We start from the raw sequence: 14858 nt of genomic DNA on the forward strand, positions 1-14858 counted from the left end.
CACCCGCCAGAATTCCGCTCCAGACTCAATAGCCTAGGCTAGTTTTCAACCCTTCGAATGAATGGATGAACAGATCGACAGACTTTGCGTGGAATTCAGAAAAATCGGCGTGTTTGCCTGCTTTTTTTCCGATACTAAGCGCAGAAAAGCGCTAGAAACTCAAGGCTGCTGAATCTGTTGCAAATGACCATAGAGTCGGGCGTACAGGCCACCTTCGGCAATCAGCTGCAAATGATCGCCGTCCTCGGCGATTTGCCCACCGTCGAACACCAATACCCGATCGGCCTGCTTCACCGCCGAGAGCCGGTGGGCGATGATCAGCGTGGTGCGTGCGCTCAAAAAACGCGCCAATGCCTGGTGAAGGTTGTACTCGGTCGCAGCGTCCAGTGCCGAGGTGGCTTCGTCGAGAATCACCACCCGTGGGTCGGCCAATACCATGCGAGCGATGGCCAGCCGTTGACGCTGTCCGCCCGACAGCCGCACTCCGGAACGCCCAACGACGCTCTCCAGGCCCTGGGGCAGCGCCCGTACGGTGGCATCGAGCTGGGCGATTTCCAGAGCGCGCCAGCAGTCGTCGTCACTGCACTCACGCCCCATGGCGAGGTTGGCCCGCACCGTGTCGTTGAACAGCGCCGGATGTTGCAACACCACTGCAACATTCTCCCGGATGGTCTCCAGGCCGATCTCCTGTTGCGTGGCGCCACCAAAACGAATGCTGCCCGATTGTGGCGTGTACAGTCCCAGTAACAGCTGTACCAGGGTGCTCTTGCCGCCGCCGCTGGCCCCGACGATGGCGACTTTCTCGCCCGGCGAGATGGACAGGTTCAACTGGTTGAGCACCAGCTCCTCACCGTAGCCGAAACTCAGCCCCTGGATCTCGATGCCCACCGTGTCACGACCCTTGAATGGGTCGACGACGCCCGTGTACTGGGGCTCGTCGGCCCGGGCCAGCAGTTCATTGATCCGGTTCAAGGCACCACCGGCGGCGTAATAGGCGTACTGCAAGTTCAACAGCTGCTCGACCGGACCGATCATGAACCAGAGATAGCTGAACACCGCCAGCATCTGGCCGATGGACAGGTCGGAAAACACCACGGTGAGCATGGCCGCTGCGCGAAAAATATCGATGCCGAACTGGAACAGCAGACCACTGGCGCGGTTCGAGGCATCGGTTTTCCACTGCGAACTCACGGCGTAATCGCGGACCTCCTTGGCGCGCATCCCCAAGCGGCCAAGGAAATACCCCTGGCGGTTACCGGCGCGCACTTCCTGGATGGCATCCAGGGTTTCGGTCAAGGCTTGGGTGAAGCGCGAGGTGCTGTCGTTCTCCAGCCTCTTGAGATGCTTGACCCGCTTGCCCAGCTGCACCGTGGCGTAGATCACCAGCGGATTGAACAGCAGGATCAGCAACGCCAGCTCCCAGTGCATCCACACCAGGATCCCGGCGGTGCCCACCAGGGTCAGCATCGCCACCAGGAAACGACTGAGGGTTTCGCCGATGAATTTGTCCAGGGTATCCAGGTCGGTGACCAGATGGGCCGCCACGGTGCCGCTGCCCAGGCTTTCGTATTCACCCAGGGAAATTCGCTTGAGACGTTCGATCAAGCGGATGCGAATGCGATAGACGATGTCCTTGGCCAAGCGGGCGAACAAGCGCGCCTGCACCACGTTGAACAGCAATGCGCCACAGCGCAGGGCCAGGGTCGCCAGCAACATCAGCCCGATGTAGCCGGCCGCGCGCTGCCAGCCCATGGGCAACGCCTGGTTCATGACTTTCAGGGCCGCATCGCCATGCCCCAGCAGGACTTCATCCACCAGCAACGGCAGTAGCAACGGGATCGGTACGCTGCACAGCGTCGCCAGCACGGCCACGCCGTTGGCGATCCACAGGGCTTTTTTATGCTTGAGGGCCAGGCGACGGATTTCCGCCCAACTCAACCGGTCGATGCGCTGCGAGGCCGATGTATCTGGCGGCCGATCAGGCACAGGTCGCGCGCTCCAGCCAGCGGCCAAGCAAAGGCGACAGTTGGCTCAGGGGCTGGTAACCGTTGGTCAGCAAGGCCAACTGGCCATCACGCTCGGCCAACAGTGTCGGGAACCCGGCAATGCCCAAGTCCTGTACCCAGGTGAAATCCGCAGCGGTGGCCGCATGTTGATCGGCGCGATCGAAGGCCGCGGCGAATTCGATGCGGGGCAGCCCGGCCTGTTCGGCCAGCTCCACCAGCACGCTGGCGTGGGTCACATCGCGACCTTGCACATAAAAAGCCTGCTGGATCAGCTTCACCAACTTCCAGGCCAGGTCCGGGGCCAGGCTGCGGGCCGTGACCAGTGCCCGGCAGGCAGGCTCGGTGTCGTAGACAAAACCGTCCGGCAACGCGCCTTCAAGCTTGAAGGGCTGGCCGGTGGCCTGGGTGACCGCCTGCCAGTGTTCAAGAATGTAGCGCCGGGTAGTCGGCTCCAGCGCCGAACCGCTGCCGGTGCGCAAACCACCCACCACCAGGTGCAACTCCACCCCCGCGGCCTGCGCCTGCTCTACCAACGCCTCGGCCACCGGCGCAAAGCCCCAGCACCAGGAACACATCGGGTCCATCACATAGAGCAGGCGTGACGCCATGGTTCAAGCCTCGGAAGATGTTTGCTTGTAGTTGTAGCCGATCGGGTGCGGCATGTTGCGAGCCTTGGCCAACTCGATCTGCTTCTGCCGGTCGATGGCGCTGCGACGGGTCTTCTCGCTCAGTTTATCCCAGCAGTGCGGGCAACTGATGCCAGGCACATAGTGCTCCGAGGCGCGGTCTTCTACGCTTACCGGAGTACGACAAGCGTGACATTGATCGTAGTCCCCTTCGCTGAGGTCGTGGCGGACGGTTACGCGGTTGTCGAACACGAAGCAGTCGCCGCGCCACTTGGTTTCTTCCCGAGGGACCTCTTCGAGGTATTTCAGGATGCCGCCCTTGAGGTGATAGACCTCGTCGAACCCCTGGCCGAGCATGTAGCTGGAGGCTTTTTCACAACGAATGCCGCCGGTGCAGAACATCGCGACTTTCTTGTGCCTGGCCGGGTCGAAGTTGGCCTTGATGTATTCAGGGAATTCACGAAAGCTGGTGGTCTTGGGGTCGATGGCGCCCTCGAAGGTGCCAATGGACACTTCGTAATCGTTACGGGTGTCGATCAACAACACTTCCGGATCGCTGATCAGCGCGTTCCAGTCCTGTGGTTCGACATAGGTGCCGACCTGCTTGTTAGGGTCCACGCCTTCGACGCCGAGGGTGACGATTTCTTTTTTGAGCTTGACCTTGGTGCGGTAGAACGGCTGTTCATCGCAGTACGACTCTTTATGGTCGATGTCGATCATGCGCGGATCGTTCTTGAGCCAGGCCAGCAGGCCGTCGATGCCTTCGCGAGTGCCGGAGACCGTGCCGTTGATGCCTTCGTCGGCGATCAGCAACGTGCCTTTGATGCCGTTGTCGAGCATGGCCTTGAGCAAGGGCTCACGCAGCTCGACGTAATCTTCAAGGGTGACGAACTTATACAGTGCCGCCACGACAATGGGTTGTGCCATGGGTGTTTCTCCAGGTGGCTACCCTCGTAAAGGGTGAACCGGATGCGAAAAAAAACGCGCCGGGTGAGCGGCGCGTTGCGGATTCTAACAAAAAACAGGAGGGGTGCAGACAGCGATTGCTGTGGGCAACAGTGCTGTGAGGATGACTCTGTGGGAGCAAAGCTTGCTCGCGATGCAGACACCTCGGTTTTTGAGAGAGCATCCACTTCATCGCGAGCAAGCTTTGCTCCCACAGACTCAAGGCTTTGCCCTCCAAAGCAGCCCAGTCAGTGCTTGCTGCCACCGGCACACGTCGGCGAAGCCGGGGCTGCGTCGATCTGGGCCCATTCTTCGGGGGTGTAGGTGTGCAGCGCCAACGCATGGAATTCGCCCATCAGCTCGCCCAGCGTGCCGTAGACCTTCTGGTGGCGCTTGACGCGATTGAGCCCTTCGAACTGCTGGCTGACCACCACGGCCTTGAAGTGGGTCTGCAGGCCACGGCTGTGCATGTGGCTTTCATCCAGCACTTGCAAGTGCTCGGGCTGCAAGAGCCCGAGTGTCGATTCGATGCGTTGTTGCATGCTCATACCAGGCTCCGCTTACGGCTTTTTCTTGGCAGGGGCAGGGGCGGCGGCTTTTGGCTCGAGCTCGGCCGTCATGTCCGCCAGCAGCTTGTTGACCACCGGTACCGCGCTTTCAAGCTTGGCCTGGGTCAGTTGGGCCGATTGCTGGGTCAGCTGCGGCATTTTTTCCAGGACTTTCTTGCCCAGTGGCGATTGATAGAAAGCAACCAGGTCCTTGAGCTCCGATTCGCTGAAGTTGCTGGTGTAGAGCTTGACCATGTCCGGCTTGAGCTTGTTCCAGCCGATAGCTTGGTCCAACGCGGCATTGGCCTTGGCCTGGTAGGTTTCCAGGGTGGCTTTTTTCGACTCAGGGGCCTTGGTCTGTTCAAAGCGCTGGGCAAACATCTGCTGCACTTGCATATATACCGGAGTGCCCAGTTTGTCGGCGTGCGCCAGGGTCAGGAACGCTTCGGCGCTGGCGTTGTGGCTGGCGGTATCGGCGAAAACAGGGCCGCTGGCACACACCAGAGCAACTGCGGTACAGATGGCACGAAGACGGGTCATCGAGTTTCCTTTCATTACAGGCGAGGTAAAACCCCAAGGGCGACCATTCTGCGCCTAAAAAACGCTGGGCCTCAACCCCGATGCTTGCCGGGTCCGATTGACGGGCCGAACCCACCGCCCCTAGATTGAGGGATGATTGAGGGAACCGGAGCCGCCCATCTGGGCCTAAACTGCGCATTCAGCCCTTAAGGAGTTTGACCCGATGAGCCGTATCGAAACCGACAGCCTTGGCCAGGTTGAAGTCCCGGACGACGCCTACTGGGGCGCCCAGACGCAGCGTTCCATGATCAACTTCGCCATTGGCAACGAACGCATGCCGCTGTCGGTATTGCACGCCTTGGCACTGATCAAGAAAGCCGCCGCACGGGTCAATGATCGCAATGGCGACCTCCCCGCCGACATCGCCCGCCTGATCGAACAGGCCGCCGACGAAGTGCTCGACGGCCAGCATGACGACCAGTTTCCACTGGTGGTCTGGCAGACCGGCAGCGGAACCCAGAGCAACATGAACGTCAACGAGGTGATTGCCGGGCGCGCCAACGAACTGGCCGGCAACCCCCGCGGCGGCAAGAGCCCCGTGCACCCCAACGACCACGTCAACCGCTCGCAGAGTTCCAACGACTGCTTCCCCACCGCGATGCACATTGCCGCCGCCCAGGCCGTCCACCAGCAATTGCTCCCGGCCATCAGTGAGCTGTCCGGCGGCCTGGCGGAACTGGCGGCGCGCTACATGAAGCTGGTCAAGACTGGCCGTACCCACATGATGGATGCCACGCCAATCACCTTTGGCCAGGAACTGTCGGCGTTCATTGCCCAACTCGATTACGCCGAACGAGCGATCCGCGCCGCGCTACCGGCGGTCTGCGAACTCGCCCAGGGCGGCACGGCGGTCGGCACCGGGCTCAATTCACCCCATGGTTTCGGCGAAGCGATTGCCGCTGAACTGGCGGCGCTGTCGGGCCTGCCGTTCGTCACCGCGCCGAACAAGTTTGCCGCGCTGGCCGGCCATGAACCCCTGACGTCCCTGTCCGGCGCACTGAAAACCCTCGCCGTGACCTTGATGAAGATTGCCAACGACCTGCGCCTGCTGGGCTCCGGACCCCGGGCCGGGTTCGCCGAGGTGAAACTGCCGGCCAACGAACCGGGCAGTTCCATCATGCCCGGCAAGGTCAACCCGACCCAGTGCGAAGCCTTGTCGATGCTGGCCTGCCAGGTCATGGGCAACGACGTGACCGTCGGCTTTGCCGCCAGCCAGGGGCATTTGCAGTTGAACGTGTTCAAACCGGTGATCATCCACAACCTGTTGCAATCGATTCGCCTGCTGGCCGATGGCTGCAGCAACTTCCAGCAGCACTGCATCGCCGGGCTCGAACCGGATGCCGAGCAGATGGCCGCGCACCTGGAGCGTGGGTTGATGCTGGTGACTGCACTGAACCCGCACATCGGCTACGACAAGTCTGCGGAAATCGCCAAGAAAGCCTATGGCGAAGGCTTGACCCTGCGTGAGGCGGCGCTGCAACTGGGGTACCTGACCGATGAAGAGTTCGATGCCTGGGTGCGGCCGGAGAATATGCTGGAGGCGGGTAGCCAGGGTTAACGCCAGCCCCCCTGTGGGAGCGAGCCTGCTCGCGATGAGGCCGGCAGGCTCGACATCACTGTTGCCTGACAAACCGCCATCGCGAGCAGGCTCGCTCCCACAGGGGGCTAACGCCCCACGCGCCGGGCCCTGAGCCCGGCGATCAGCGACGGGCCCAGGGCAACCAGCGCCGACCCCAGCACCACCAGTACCGCCCCGCCATACCCCAGCAGATTGATCTGCTCGGCATGGACATAATCAGGCCACCACCAAGCCGCCATCGCCACTGCGGCGAACGTCACCAGCGGCGTGATCGCCAGGGTCGCACTAACCCGCGACGCCTCCCAATGGGCCAAGGCTTCGGCAAACGCGCCATAGGCAATCAGGGTGTTGAGGCAACATGCGAGCAACAGCCAGCCTTGCAACGGGCTCAATTGCAGCGCCTCCAACGGATGCACCCAGGGCGTGAGCAGCAACGCACAGAACAGGTAGATCACCATCATCACCTGCAACGAATTCCACACCGTCAACAGTTGCTTCTGGCCCAGGGCATAAAACGTCCAGACCGTCGACGCCAGCAACACCATCAGCACTCCGGCGGTGTAGTCGCTCAGGGACGTCAGCAACTCGCCCAGGCGCTGGTTGAAAAACAGCGTAAAACCGATCAGCAACACCAGCAGGCCGATGCCCTGCCCCACGCTGAAACGCTCCTTGAACACGAACAGGCTGGCGACCAGCAACATGATCGGCCCCATCTGCACCACCAGTTGTGCGGTGCCGGGGCTCAAGCGGTTCAGGCCCATCAGGTACAACACGTAGTTGCCCACCAGCCCGAGCACCGCCATCGCCACCAGCCAGCCGCCGCGTGGGCCAAGGACCTTGTGACTGGGCAGGCGCCGGGTGGCGGCCAAATAGATGAACAGCAAACCGCCGGACACCAGCAAGCGAAACCAGGTCACGGTGACCGGGTCCATCACTTGCAGCACTTGCTTGAGCTTGATCGGCAGGATTCCCCAGAGCAGGGCAGTCAGCAGGGCGAGGAACAGACCGTAGACCCAGCGACCGGACGATATGTGCATGCAACCCTCGAAGCCCAAGACAAAGGACGTCCATTCTAGGCGTCTATTGCGTCATGACACAGGGACAGTTGGGCAAAGGCCGCCCATGGGATTGTAGGGGTCGTAGCCGTCGATCGGCTGGACAGGCGGGAATCAGGGACAACACATATGCTCATTTGAAACAGACCTCGCTGCGCTCTGGAGACCCGACATGCTTGGAAAACGCGCCTTGGATCCCGCCCCTACGACTATTTTTCGCAGTGACCGGATCTGCCGGGTTAACGGCGAGTTTTATTTCAATACACGTGAGGGCACCCAGGAGGGTCCGTTCGCCACCCGCGAGGCGGCAGAAATGGAGATAGCAGCGTATATCCAGCGGATGCAGCAGTTGACTCAGGTTGCCAGCTAAGTCAAACCCATGGCTGGCTCCGCGCTCTTGTGGCGAGGGAGCTTGCTCCCGCTGGGTCGCGAAGCGGCCCCTGCCCCATCAATAAACCGCATCGGCCGCTTGGCGCCTGCTTCGCAGCCGAGCGGGAGCAAGCTCCCTCGCCACCAAAGCTCCATGGCCACAAAAGCCTCTGGCGCCATAAGCCCGTGGCTATCTCACCGCCTCAAACAACCCCGTAGCCCCCATCCCGCCACCCACGCACATGGTCACGATGCCGTAGCACAGGTTGCGTCGTTGCAGCTCGCGCACCAGATGCCCCACTTGCCGCGAGCCGGTCATGCCGAATGGATGGCCGATGGAGATCGAGCCGCCGTTGACGTTGTATTTCTCGGGATCGATTTCCAGTCGGTTGCGGCTGTACAGGCACTGGGAAGCAAAGGCCTCGTTGAGTTCCCACAGATCGATATCGGCGATCTGCAAGCCCTTGGCCTTGAGCAGCTTGGGCACTGAAAACACCGGGCCGATGCCCATCTCGTCCGGCTCGCAACCGGCCACGGTGAAACCACGGAAAAACGCCTTGGGCTTGAGCCCCAGCGCCAGGGCCTTTTCCAGGCTCATCACCAAGGTCATCGAAGCCCCGTCGGACAACTGCGACGAGTTGCCCGCCGTCACCGAACCGTCTTCGGCGAACACCGGCTTCAGGCCTGCCAGGCTTTCGTAGGTGGTGTCCGGGCGATTGCAATCGTCGCGATCGACCACACCGTCGAGGATCTGCACTGCGCCAGTGTTCTTGTCCTCGACCCGGTACTTGACCGCCATCGAGATGATTTCGTCATCGAACAACCCGGCCGCCTGGGCCTTGGCGGTGCGCTGCTGGCTCTGCAAGGCGTAGCGGTCCTGTTCCTCGCGGCTGACCTGGTAACGACGGGCAACGATCTCGGCCGTCTGGCCCATGGGGAAATAGATCCCGGGCACCTGCTCCTTGAGCAGCGGGTTGATCAGGTGGTCGGTGTTGACGCTTTTCATCGTCAGGCTGATGGATTCCACGCCGCCCGCCACGATGATGTCGCTGCAACCGGAAGCGATCTGGTTGGCGGCGATGGCAATGGCTTGCAGGCCCGAGGAACAGAAGCGGTTGAGGGTCATGCCGGCGGTGCCGGTGCCCAATCGCGAGAGCACCGCCACGTTGCGCCCGATGTTGTAGCCCTGGGCGCCTTCATTGGACCCGGCCCCGACGATGCAGTCCTCGACACTGGCCGGGTTGATGTCGTTGCGCGCCAGCAAGGCATCGACACAATGGGCCGCCATGTCGTCTGGACGGGTCATGTTGAACTTGCCGCGAAAGGACTTGGCCAGGCCGGTCCGTACGCTGTCGACGATCACCACTTCACGCATGGCTGTACCTCATTGTTGGAGTCGGTTGAGAGTGAATCGAGCATAAATCCACTGCATAACCGACTGCGACAATCATTCACCCCGCGTATGCGCACCCATCGCCCTAGCCCTTCTTCTTGCGAGCCTGCTTTGCACTTCGCTCGAAAGCCGCCTCCAGCGCCTGGTTGAGGGTGCGCAACACCTTGACCCGCGCCCAGCGCTTGTCGTTGGCTTCCACCAATGTCCAAGGGGAAATCTCGGTGCTGGTGCGGTCGACCATGTCGCACACGGCGGCCCGGTAAGCGTCCCACTTGTCGCGGTTGCGCCAGTCATCCTCGGTGATCTTGAAGCGCTTGAACGGGATGTCCTCGCGTTCCTGGAAACGCTCCAGTTGGGTCTCCTTGTCGATGGCCAGCCAGAACTTGACCACCACCACGCCGGCATCGGCAACCTGCTCCTCGAAGTCGTTGATTTCTCCGTAGGCCCGCAGCCAGTCGGCCTGGCTGCAAAACCCTTCGACCCGCTCCACCAGCACCCGGCCGTACCAGGAGCGGTCGAACATGGTGAACTTGCCCCGCGCGGGAATATGCCGCCAGAACCGCCACATGTAGGGGTGGGCGCGCTCTTCTTCAGTGGGCGCGGCAATCGGCACGATGCTGTATTGACGCGGGTCCAGGGCTGCCGCGACCCGCCGGATCGCCCCGCCCTTGCCTGCCGCATCATTGCCCTCGAACACCGCCACCAAGGAATGCTGGCGCATGCGCTTGTCCCGCAGCAGGCCGGCGAACCGCGCCTGCTCGGTGATCAACTGCTCTTCGTAATCGGCCTTGTCCAGGCGCCGGGTCATGTCCAGGCTGTCGAGCAGCGTGACCTGGCCGTCCAGCGCGGGCAGCGGCGCCACGCCGACCTTTTGCGGTTTGACCTTCGGACGGTCCAGGGCCTGGCGCAAGCCGTCGAGCAGGATCCGCCCGACGGTGAGGCTGCGGTAACAACTGTCCACGCCTTCGATCACATGCCACGGCGCGTAATCGCGACTGGTGCGGCGCAGCACACGCTCGCCGTATTTGACGAACTTGTCGTAGGTCTGGGACTGCTGCCAGTCCAGCGGGCTGATGCGCCAGCTGTGCAGTGGGTCATCCTTGAGCCCCTTGAGCCGGGCCTTCATCTGCTTCTTGGACAGGTGGAACCAGAACTTGAAGATCAGTGCGCCTTCGTCGCAAAGCATTTTTTCCAGGCGCTCGGCACCAGCAATCGCCTGGTCGAGCCGTGGGTCCTTGAACTCGCCATGGACCCGGCCCTGCAGCATCTGGCTGTACCAGTTGCCGAAGAAAATCCCCATGCGCCCCTTTGCCGGCAGCATTCGCCAATAGCGCCACGCCGGAGGCCGCGCCAATTCCTCGTCGGTCTGTTGGTCAAAGGTGCGCACTTCGATCAGCCGCGGATCCATCCACTCGTTGAGCAACTTCACCGTCTCGCCCTTGCCCGCGCCTTCGATGCCATTGATCAGCACGATGACCGGGAACCGGCCCTGCTGCTGCAACTCGAACTGCGCCTCCAGCAACGCTTCACGCAGGGCCGGCACTTCGGCCTCGAAGGTGTCTTTATCGATGACATGACCGATTTCAGCGGATTCAAACATGGGCAGCTCCTTCCGGGGATGGGCCAAGACTAGCGGATTGGATGCGGCCCGTGTGCTTTGTGTAGGAGCTGCCGAGCGAAGCGAGGCTGCGATCTTTTGATCTTGATCGTTCGCTTTCGACTCAATTGACTGGGGCAAGATCGCAGCCTCGTTGCACTCGACAGCTCCTACAGATTGGACGCGGCCCGTGTGCTTTGTGTAGGAGCTGCCGAGCGAAGCGAGGCTGCGATCTTTTGATCTTGATCGTTCGCTTTCGACTCAATTGTTCGGGACAAGATCGCAGCCTCGTTGCACTCGACAGCTCCTACAGATGCGTATGCACCGGAGCAATCGGCAATCGATCGGCTAGAATGGCCGCTCAGTTTTGACCGAGCCAGCCATGACGCCCATCCAGCAACACGCCCAACTCGACTGGGATGATCAGGGTCGCCCGCGTTCGCGGGTGTTCGACGATGTGTATTTTTCCGACCAGTCGGGGCTGGAAGAAACCCGTTATGTATTCCTTGAGCAGAACAACCTGGCCGAGCGTTTCGCGGCCCTGGCCGATGACGGGCGGCTGGTGATCGGCGAAACCGGATTTGGCACCGGCTTGAATTTCCTCTGCGCCTGGCAGCTGTTCGAACAGTGCGCACCGGCAGGCGCCCGACTGCATTTCGTCAGTGTCGAGAAGTATCCCTTGAGCCCCGAGGACCTGCGCCGGGCCCTGGCCTTGTGGCCGCAACTGAGCCTTCAGGCTGAGCAATTGCTTGAGCAGTACGTGGCCATCCACCAGGGTTTCCAGCGCCTGGTCCTGGCGGGCGGACGGGTGACGCTGACCCTGTTGATCGGTGATGCCCTGGAGCAGTTGCCGCAGCTGGACGGACAGATCGACGCCTGGTTCCTCGACGGCTTCGCGCCGGCCAGGAACCCCGAGATGTGGACCGCCGAGCTGTTCGCCGAACTGGCCCGGCTGGCCGCCCCCGACGCTACCCTCAGCACCTTCACCAGCACCGGTTGGGTCCGGCGGTTGCTGAACGCGGCAGGCTTCAAGATGAAGCGCACGCCGGGCATTGGTCATAAGTGGGAAATCCTGCGCGGTGTGTTTCTCGGCTGGCCGGAGCAGACAGCGGCGCCGTCCTCGGCAAAACCCTGGTACGCCCGCCCCGCCGCGCTGACCGGCGAACGCCGGGCACTGGTGATCGGCGGCGGCCTGGCCGGTTGTGCCAGCGCCGCCAGCCTCGCCGCGCGTGGCTGGCAGGTGACGCTGCTGGAGCGTCATGCCGGGTTGGCCGAAGAAGCTTCCGGCAACCCCCAGGGTGTGCTGTACCTCAAGCTGTCGGCCCACGGCACGGCGTTGTCGCAGATGATCCTCAGCGGCTTCGGTTACACCCGGCGCGTGCTGGAGCAACTGCAACGCGGCACTGACTGGGACGCCTGCGGCGTCTTGCAACTGGCCTTCAACAGCAAGGAAGCCGAGCGTCAGGCGCAACTGGCCGAGGCGTTCCCAAGGGATTTGCTGCACACCCTCGATCAGTCCGAGGCGCAGGTGCGGTCCGGCATCGGCCTGGCCTGTGGTGGTCTGTTTTATCCCGAGAGCGGCTGGGTGCATCCACCGGCGTTGTGTCGCTGGCAAGCCTCGGGCACGACGATTGACGTGCAGCCCCATCATGAAGTGTTGTCACTGCGCCGCGTTGACGGCCAATGGCAGGCATGGGACGGCGAACGCTGCCTGGCCAGCGCGCCGGTGGCGATCCTCGCCAGCGCCGCCGAAATCAAACGTTTCGAACCGGCCGCCGACTTGCCGCTCAAGCGTATTCGCGGGCAAATCACCCGGTTACCGCAAACCACCCGCAGCCAGAGCCTGGCGACCGTGGTTTGCGCCGAAGGCTATGTGGCCCCGCCGCGGCTGGGCGAGCACACCCTGGGCGCCAGTTTCGATTTCAACAGCGACGACCTGACGCCCACGGCCGCCGAGCACGCCGGCAACCTGCAGATGCTCGAAGAAATCTCCCTGGACCTGGTGGACCGCCTGAACGCCGGCAGCCTGGACCCGGAACGCCTCGAAGGCCGTGCGGCATTCCGTTGCACCAGCCCGGATTACCTGCCGATTGTCGGCCCATTAGCCGACCGCCCGGCCTTTACCGAGGCCTATGCGGCCCTCGGCAAGGACGCCCGCCAGGTGCCAGACACTCCCTGCCCGTGGCTCGATGGCCTGTACATCAACAGCGGCCACGGTTCCCGAGGCCTGATCACCGCCCCGCTGTCGGGCGAACTGATCGCCGCCTGGCTGGACAACGAACCCCTGCCACTGCCCCGCAGCGTGGCCGAGGCCTGCCATCCGAACCGGTTCGCGTTGCGGGCATTGATTCGGGGCAAGGTCTAACACCCATTTAATGGTGTGCCCCAATCCCTTGTGGGAGCGAGCTTGCTCGCGATGGCGGTGGATCAGTTGGCATCTGAGTTGACTGCCCCACTGCTATCGCGAGCAAGCTCGCTCCCACAGGTTCCTCTTATCCCGTGAGGCATGGGGCACCCCCTACCCGCCGGCTTATAACGCATCGATCTAAAACTCACAGCAAGGGAACATCAGTTGGTACAGAAACTGGTGCGAGATCGAATCCCCTCCTTACGGCGTTCTGCCGACCGTTCAACCCATCCCATGCATGACCCCATTCAAAGCAGCCACGTGTTCCGGTATGATTCGCCGCCTGTTACATTCTGAAGCACCCGCTATGATGTGATCGTCGCCGGCAATGGAATGGCTTGCAAATACCGCCCAGCAAATCAAGCTAACGCACTTGATTGTCTGGTTTATGGAAGCTCAATAGAACGAGTTGACACATGTATATATTCAACAACAAAACGAAGACTGCAGCATTGATATTAGTTGGCCCTCTGGGATGCTATATCGCGTACCAAATGCTCTTCATCGGACGATATCTCAATATTGAAAAATACCCACTACTTACTTCCACATACATGAATGGCGCGACGATTATAGACTCGGTCTGTGCGCTTGCTGTCGCCCTACTTGGATTCCTGCTTTCTCGACGCTTAGGTCTTCTCGACGAATTCTCTCCATCGCTTGAGCGTATATCGACACTCTCTCTTGCGTTGATAACGACGGGCATTCTAGGCCTTCTGGCACTGAGCATGTATCGGGTTTTTGGGACGCTCTCTCCTAGCTATGTCGTTAAAAATTACCATACGTATAGTTTCATGGTAACCAACGGCGCCGCCTGGATAGTCCTTGCAATGTATTCCGCCTTGTTTCTTCAGTTGATCAATATGTATTTCAGCGGCGTCACTTTGAAGAGTGGCGCTTTTTTACTGTTGAGCCTGCTTATCGTGTCGTTCAGCGGTGGGCGCGGAATCCTAATTCTATTCGCGCTTATGTTCATCGTCATGCTAATGTTCCAGCGCGTAAGCCTCTTGAAATTTTTGATCGCCTCCACTCTCGCAGTTGCTTCGATGGGGGTGTCATACGTTATCGTCACCAATATGCGCGCGCCCTCGGCGCCCAGTGAGACTACGTCGCGTGTAGAGGAGATAGCCCGCAAGGAGGCTACTCAGGGGGGCGTCGGAAAATCAGTGGTTGTGGACCCCACAAACAGTTTTGAGGACCTGAATTACAACGCCGCATTCATTTCTGAGGATGTCTTGAGTGCGATCCGGACCAACAAAGTTGAACCCATGGCATATGCCATTGAAGATGCGATGACGCTATTCATACCTCGTCAGCTGATGCCAAGCAAACCAATCTCCACGGCCGAGACCCGTGCACTTTATCCTCAGGTGGCTAGCCGCGGTACGAACATCACTTTCCCGCTCAAGGCGAACATGCTCATGCACCTGGGAGGCTGGGCGTTCTATACAGACTGGATCGTGGTATTGATCTGTCAGACGCTGATGATATTGGGCATTTCCCGACGCACTAGCGCGCCCAGCATACTCGGGTTCGCCATGCTGTTCTGCGGTATCGGATTCACGCTCATCGCTCGCGGCGGAATATTCAATGCCCGTCTACTAGTGATCGCACTATGCATATTCGCAGCATATGCGGGATACCGCGCTTTGTTGCACATTCAGACTGCTTTGTATGCGAGCAGACGCGGACGCCTTGCTGGCCCGCCTTCGCCCACCTGATGAATATCGGTCCACAAAGGCAGATGGATCACC

12 protein-coding genes are annotated in these 14858 nt (G+C 61.0%); 4 read left to right on the forward strand and 8 right to left on the reverse strand.

Annotated elements, in window-relative coordinates; genetic code table 11:
* Positions 1-159 precede the first annotated feature (159 nt).
* The 5 genes from AB4Z20_RS16455 to AB4Z20_RS16475 all read right to left on the reverse strand — a co-directional run bounded on the left by AB4Z20_RS16455 (position 160) and on the right by AB4Z20_RS16475 (position 4665).
* The gene (locus AB4Z20_RS16455) at positions 160-1986 is read right to left on the reverse strand and encodes an ABC transporter ATP-binding protein (protein ID WP_214510771.1); all 1827 of its coding nucleotides are present in this window, start codon (positions 1984-1986) and stop codon (positions 160-162) included.
* On the reverse strand, positions 1979-2581 hold the full coding sequence (locus AB4Z20_RS16460; RefSeq protein ID WP_170845901.1) for a DsbA family protein: 603 nt from the start codon (positions 2579-2581) through the stop codon (positions 1979-1981). Before AB4Z20_RS16460 ends, AB4Z20_RS16455 begins: the two co-directional genes overlap by 8 nt.
* A 36-nt stretch (positions 2582-2617) precedes the next feature.
* Positions 2618-3559, reverse strand: coding sequence for an oxygen-dependent tRNA uridine(34) hydroxylase TrhO (gene trhO, locus AB4Z20_RS16465; protein ID WP_214510770.1), 942 nt, complete (start codon positions 3557-3559; stop codon positions 2618-2620).
* Between the two features lie 266 nt (positions 3560-3825).
* A complete protein-coding gene (locus AB4Z20_RS16470) occupies positions 3826-4125 on the reverse strand; it encodes a BolA family protein (protein WP_014337210.1) in 300 nt (99 codons plus the stop codon).
* Positions 4126-4137: 12 nt separating this feature from the next.
* Positions 4138-4665, reverse strand: a complete 528-nt coding sequence (locus AB4Z20_RS16475; protein ID WP_214510769.1) for a DUF2059 domain-containing protein — start codon at positions 4663-4665, stop codon at positions 4138-4140.
* Positions 4666-4867: 202 nt separating this feature from the next.
* Here AB4Z20_RS16475 and AB4Z20_RS16480 point away from each other — a divergent pair, with 202 nt between their 5' ends.
* Complete coding sequence (locus AB4Z20_RS16480) at positions 4868-6262, forward strand: class II fumarate hydratase (RefSeq protein ID WP_253472495.1); 1395 nt, start codon at positions 4868-4870, stop codon at positions 6260-6262.
* A 107-nt stretch (positions 6263-6369) separates the two neighbouring features.
* Here AB4Z20_RS16480 and AB4Z20_RS16485 read toward each other — a convergent pair whose 3' ends face one another.
* A complete protein-coding gene (locus AB4Z20_RS16485; protein ID WP_214510767.1) occupies positions 6370-7320 on the reverse strand; it encodes a DMT family transporter in 951 nt (316 codons plus the stop codon).
* A gap of 190 nt (positions 7321-7510) precedes the next feature.
* On the opposite strand from AB4Z20_RS16485, the gene AB4Z20_RS16490 reads away from it, so the two are divergent.
* A complete protein-coding gene (locus tag AB4Z20_RS16490; protein WP_253472489.1) occupies positions 7511-7708 on the forward strand; it encodes a DUF6316 family protein in 198 nt (65 codons plus the stop codon).
* Between the two features lie 189 nt (positions 7709-7897).
* On the opposite strand, the gene AB4Z20_RS16495 is transcribed toward AB4Z20_RS16490, so the two are convergent.
* On the reverse strand, positions 7898-9082 hold the full coding sequence (locus tag AB4Z20_RS16495) for a thiolase family protein (protein ID WP_258690596.1): 1185 nt from the start codon (positions 9080-9082) through the stop codon (positions 7898-7900).
* Positions 9083-9185: 103 nt separating this feature from the next.
* Positions 9186-10700, reverse strand: coding sequence for a polyphosphate:AMP phosphotransferase (gene pap, locus AB4Z20_RS16500; RefSeq protein WP_442090255.1), 1515 nt, complete (start codon positions 10698-10700; stop codon positions 9186-9188).
* Positions 10701-11079: 379 nt separating this feature from the next.
* On the opposite strand from pap, the gene mnmC reads away from it, so the two are divergent.
* The gene (mnmC, locus tag AB4Z20_RS16505) at positions 11080-13062 is read left to right on the forward strand and encodes a bifunctional tRNA (5-methylaminomethyl-2-thiouridine)(34)-methyltransferase MnmD/FAD-dependent 5-carboxymethylaminomethyl-2-thiouridine(34) oxidoreductase MnmC (protein WP_442090256.1); all 1983 of its coding nucleotides are present in this window, start codon (positions 11080-11082) and stop codon (positions 13060-13062) included.
* A gap of 458 nt (positions 13063-13520) precedes the next feature.
* Entirely contained in the window at positions 13521-14825 is a 1305-nt protein-coding gene (locus tag AB4Z20_RS16510) for a hypothetical protein (protein WP_442090257.1), read from the forward strand.
* Positions 14826-14858 lie beyond the last annotated feature (33 nt).

This window comes from Pseudomonas sp. KB_12 (genome assembly GCF_052114545.1).
Classification (GTDB): Bacteria; Pseudomonadota; Gammaproteobacteria; order Pseudomonadales; family Pseudomonadaceae; genus Aquipseudomonas; species Aquipseudomonas brassicacearum.

What these genes read in the sequence shown, in the direction of transcription:
- AB4Z20_RS16460 (WP_170845901.1), bottom strand. Translation starts at nt 2,581, where the DNA reads ATGTGTTCCTGGTGCTGGGGCTTTGCGCCGGTGGCCGAGGCGTTGGTA.
- trhO (WP_214510770.1), bottom strand. Translation starts at nt 3,559, where the DNA reads ATGGCACAACCCATTGTCGTGGCGGCACTGTATAAGTTCGTCACCCTT.
- AB4Z20_RS16470 (WP_014337210.1), bottom strand. Translation starts at nt 4,125, where the DNA reads ATGAGCATGCAACAACGCATCGAATCGACACTCGGGCTCTTGCAGCCC.
- AB4Z20_RS16475 (WP_214510769.1), bottom strand. Translation starts at nt 4,665, where the DNA reads ATGACCCGTCTTCGTGCCATCTGTACCGCAGTTGCTCTGGTGTGTGCC.
- AB4Z20_RS16480 (WP_253472495.1), top strand. Translation starts at nt 4,868, where the DNA reads ATGAGCCGTATCGAAACCGACAGCCTTGGCCAGGTTGAAGTCCCGGAC.
- AB4Z20_RS16485 (WP_214510767.1), bottom strand. Translation starts at nt 7,320, where the DNA reads ATGCACATATCGTCCGGTCGCTGGGTCTACGGTCTGTTCCTCGCCCTG.
- AB4Z20_RS16490 (WP_253472489.1), top strand. Translation starts at nt 7,511, where the DNA reads ATGCTTGGAAAACGCGCCTTGGATCCCGCCCCTACGACTATTTTTCGC.
- AB4Z20_RS16495 (WP_258690596.1), bottom strand. Translation starts at nt 9,082, where the DNA reads ATGCGTGAAGTGGTGATCGTCGACAGCGTACGGACCGGCCTGGCCAAG.
- pap (WP_442090255.1), bottom strand. Translation starts at nt 10,700, where the DNA reads ATGTTTGAATCCGCTGAAATCGGTCATGTCATCGATAAAGACACCTTC.
- mnmC (WP_442090256.1), top strand. Translation starts at nt 11,080, where the DNA reads ATGACGCCCATCCAGCAACACGCCCAACTCGACTGGGATGATCAGGGT.
- AB4Z20_RS16510 (WP_442090257.1), top strand. Translation starts at nt 13,521, where the DNA reads ATGTATATATTCAACAACAAAACGAAGACTGCAGCATTGATATTAGTT.